Genomic DNA, 3926 nt, shown 5'->3' with positions numbered 1-3926 from the left:
TTGGCAGGTGGGCATAACTGGTTGAAACGTTTAGATTTGTATAACAAGAGCCGGATGACGGGAGACTGTCAAGTCCGGTTCTGTGAGAGGCTTAGGGTGAAACTCCCTTTGCCTACTCGACTACCAACCGTTATGCCCAATGTTGAAAAATACAGATTTGATACTTAAATGACAAAAGACAAAATCCATATAGACGAAGTTGATTGGCTGATTTCTGTTTACAAAACTTCAAATGATGAAAAACTGAAAAGCGAATCCTTTGAGAAACTTCTAAGTTTTGGATTGGATGAAAATCAAATTAATGAAAGGATTAAAAACTTAAAATCAGAAAAAGACGAATTAAAGGCTTTTGAAAAAGCATGGGAAAAGCAAAAGGAAAGAAATCAATTTGAGAAATATTCATCGTTTGAAAAACTTAAAATTTTCCTGTTTGGGCCATACGAACTTTTTAGAAACTTTGACAGTGGTTTGACTGATTTAAAAAAAGAAAATTATAAAATAAAATTTCGCCAAAGACTGATTCTTTTAATCTCAGGGACAATTTTTTGGATTCTTTTTGTCATTGCTGTTTTTCAATATTCCGAATATAAAAGGATGCAAGAAATTGAAAAAGTTGATATAACCAATTGGGAAAATAACAGAACAACAAAAAATTAAAATGAGTGCATTAAAAATAGTTGGAGGAATAATAGCAATTGTTGTCGGACTTTATGTTGGATATCAGACTGTAATACATCCAATTCATCCTGCAGACGACACGAATAAGATTAATTTTCAAGGATATATAAGTTCTATCATGGCAATTGTATTAGGTATATTACTCATTATGGATGTTGTTGGATAGTGAAATTTGTAAATGATAAAAATTAAAACACAGGGCATAACAAATTGTCATATGGCAGGCGGGGTTCATCTCGGTTTGACAAGTCAAACCAGTGTTGCCACCTCTTGTGGTTCTGACAGGATTTCTGTTGGAAATCCCGCCCGACCACATACAAGTGACCGTTACCACACATTTTGAAACAATGAGACAATTACTCGGATTCATATTTTTAGTTTTTGCAGCAACTACAACATTCTCACAAATTAAAAAGGAGAATATTGACACTATTTGCGTTAAAGACAAAACTTTGAATTATGAGAATGTGACTCGGAAACAAAGGACTTACACTTTGATTAAAAATGAGATCCCGGACAGTTTATTGACATTTACTTATTTGAAAAATATTTATCCTAATGGAACTTATAGATTTAGTATGACTAAAGGAACTTTTAACTTAATATCTGCGCCTGGAGACGATTCAACGATACAATGTGTGGACACAGTCGATATTAAAATAAACGATCTTCCTGAAACGGTTTACAAGTATGAGCCGAAAGACGCAATTATTGATGGAGAAGGATGTTTAATCTTTTCCAAAAAATATGGAATAATTGCATCAAGCTCGTATTCGCATAGAGTTAAAAGGCTCGTTACTGACTGGAATGGTATAAAATTAGAACTTGATACGTTGCTCAATTACAGAGACATTAACTTGTTTGAAGACAATAAATCTGTTGAGCAACCGCCAAGCAATTAATATGAAAATTAAAAAACGTGTGGTAACAAATTGTCATATGGCAGGCGGGGTTTCTCTCGGTCTGACAAGTCAGACCATTGTCGCCACCTCCTGCGGGTCTGACAGGGTTTCTGTTGGAAATCCCGCCCGACCACATACAAGTGACCGTTGGCAGCAAGCAAGATGAACAGCAGTACACGAAAATATAGTCTGATTTTAATTTTGATTTTTAGCTTTTCAATTAGCTATTCTCAAGATTTCATTGATAAAGTCGTAGATTTTTCTAAATCGGAACTTCATAAAGACTATCAAGCTGAATTTTCAATAGAAATGAGAGATGTCTTTGAAAAAATTAGCATCTTAACTGACCAGAATCTAAGTTTTAATAGCTGTGATTCTTTATTCATTATTAGAGGGTTGGACATACAAAATCGGACAGCTTACGGTAGAATTTGGAATGATAAGTTTCGTTTTGACTACATCGGTTTAAAAAAATGGAATGAAGGTAAAATAATGAAATCTGATGCAGAAGTATCTGCAAATGGTGAAAAATGCTATACAGAAGACTTTAATACTTTAATCCGACTTATAGAAAACGGAGATTATAAATCTATTAAAGAGATTTCCGAAAAATATGAAGCTTTGAGCGGAGTTTCATGGACTATAATTAGATTTTATAAAAAACACGATAAAGTAAAATACGACTACTGTATAATACAAGATTTTGCAATTCTGGATAATGATTAGAAATAGAGTGATATTATTAATTTTTTTAGCTTCATTGTTAAGTTGTAATACAATAAGAAAAATTGGATTTAAACCTGAGGATACCGATTTTGTGAAAAATTGTCGTGAAGATTGGACGTATTCGGATTTAAAAGATACAATTTCAATACGACTATTATTGCATGATAAAAAAGGCCGATATGATTTAGTAAGCTGGCCAAATTTATTTATAGGTATTACAAATCAAAACGATACGATTGGACTAATTGATAATTTTACGACAATTGAATATAAGGTTAATTCAAAATTGACTTTTGTACCTTATGATTATGGAACTGAAATTGAAAAAGCTCTTGGTGGATATGCTCCTGTTTTTACAGTTCATAGAAAAGACAAAGAAAATAGATTGTATTGTTCCATCAAATCATTGTATTACTGTAAACTGATTGATAAATAAAGAATGCCAGCTGCCAACACGCGGTAAAAAACATTGCGCGGAAAGTGCTAAATTTGAACAACATAACATTTAATAAACAGCTTAGCGTCTTGATACTGAAACGCTTTTAAATGCGCAACGATTTCTTACCGCCATCCGTTAGGCAACATTTGAAATAATACGAGATAATATCTATAAATGAGGCGAAACAGACATATTAAATGGATTTTTAGTGGGATTATAGCCATTACTGTTATTCTTGTCCTAAATGGTTTGTTTAACAACTTAATAACGATTGAAAGTTATTCTAAGAGTGGCGTCTCTAAAGATTATTCATTTAATGGTAAAACCTCTCGAAATGTAGTTGCTCTGAATAAGTACAATAACATTGACTCTATACAGATTCATTTTAATAAAGAAAAAGATTGCATCGTGTTAAGCGGTGATTTTGTGAGACTAGATACAACCTCGCAAATAACACTTGAAGATAGCGTGCAATTTACTGTGCCTAAAGGGTGGCAATTCGTACCTGATACTTTAGGTGTAAATTACTATTTTGATGAAACAATTTATTCCCAGAATAATACAATCAAACCGTTTGAATTCGAATATTCTTTAGCTGTTTATACTGGGACTAATTACAGCAAGATGAGTTTGGAAATTGAAGAGCAAGTTCATCGCATTCAAGAAAGTTTTCCTTTAGTAAGTATCATAGACAGCGCTAGTTTTAATGGGATAAAGATTGGGACAACTAAATTTATTTATGGGGAGCCTAAAGAGAGAATTATAGTGAATAAAAAGTACATTTTCAGAGGTGGCTTGTTCTATATTTTTAGTATCAGAGTGAGAGAAGAGTACTATTCATTGATAGATGACTTTGTAGATATACTTTTCATGCATATCAAAACAGTCGACAGCGGTTCAATTGTCCCTAGCAAATGAAAGGCATTGTGCTGGTTGATGGGTTTGTGAATGAATAGAATTAAAAATAATGAATAAAAACGTTGCCTAACAATTTGCAAATTGCATTGCGGGTGCAATGGTGTGCGTTGCCTCTGCTCCTTTCTTGACCGTCATGTCCTACCGGACACTGACGCTCTTCGAAATCCGCAACGACAACTTGGTGTGCCGAGAAGCAGAACATCGGCTAATTCATCGTTCTGCATGCTGTAAATAAGATGGAGGAGTCCGGTAGTAACCGGATG

General features: G+C 33.7%; 6 protein-coding genes. All 6 read left to right on the top strand.

What is annotated here, in order from left to right; all coding sequences use genetic code 11:
* Window positions 1–168 precede the first annotated feature (168 nt).
* The 6 genes from GJV22_RS22070 (at window position 169) to GJV22_RS22045 (ending at window position 3663) form a co-directional block, all read left to right on the top strand.
* Window positions 169–657 carry a hypothetical protein gene (locus tag GJV22_RS22070; RefSeq protein WP_163718795.1) on the top strand — a complete coding sequence of 163 codons (489 nt, stop codon included), beginning with the start codon at window positions 169–171 and terminating at the stop codon, window positions 655–657.
* Window position 658: 1 nt separating this feature from the next.
* Window positions 659–844 (top strand): hypothetical protein, encoded by a 186-nt coding sequence (locus GJV22_RS22065; RefSeq protein ID WP_163718793.1) that lies wholly within the window; start codon window positions 659–661, stop codon window positions 842–844.
* A 181-nt stretch (window positions 845–1025) separates the two neighbouring features.
* A complete protein-coding gene (locus GJV22_RS22060; RefSeq protein WP_163718791.1) occupies window positions 1026–1580 on the top strand; it encodes a hypothetical protein in 555 nt (184 codons plus the stop codon).
* 147 nt (window positions 1581–1727) lie between these two features.
* Window positions 1728–2306 (top strand): hypothetical protein, encoded by a 579-nt coding sequence (locus GJV22_RS22055; RefSeq protein WP_163718789.1) that lies wholly within the window; start codon window positions 1728–1730, stop codon window positions 2304–2306.
* Window positions 2299–2742 carry a hypothetical protein gene (locus tag GJV22_RS22050; protein WP_163718787.1) on the top strand — a complete coding sequence of 148 codons (444 nt, stop codon included), beginning with the start codon at window positions 2299–2301 and terminating at the stop codon, window positions 2740–2742. The genes GJV22_RS22055 and GJV22_RS22050 overlap by 8 nt, the downstream gene beginning before the upstream one ends.
* Window positions 2743–2919: 177 nt before the next feature.
* Window positions 2920–3663, top strand: a complete 744-nt coding sequence (locus GJV22_RS22045; protein ID WP_163718785.1) for a hypothetical protein — start codon at window positions 2920–2922, stop codon at window positions 3661–3663.
* Window positions 3664–3926: the final 263 nt, after the last annotated feature.

This window comes from Mangrovibacterium lignilyticum, from assembly GCF_010882175.1.
In the GTDB taxonomy this organism is placed as follows: Bacteria; Bacteroidota; Bacteroidia; order Bacteroidales; family Prolixibacteraceae; genus Mangrovibacterium; species Mangrovibacterium lignilyticum.
Note: the sequence above shows the minus strand (reverse complement) of the source record. Positions and strands in the feature narration are given on the sequence as shown.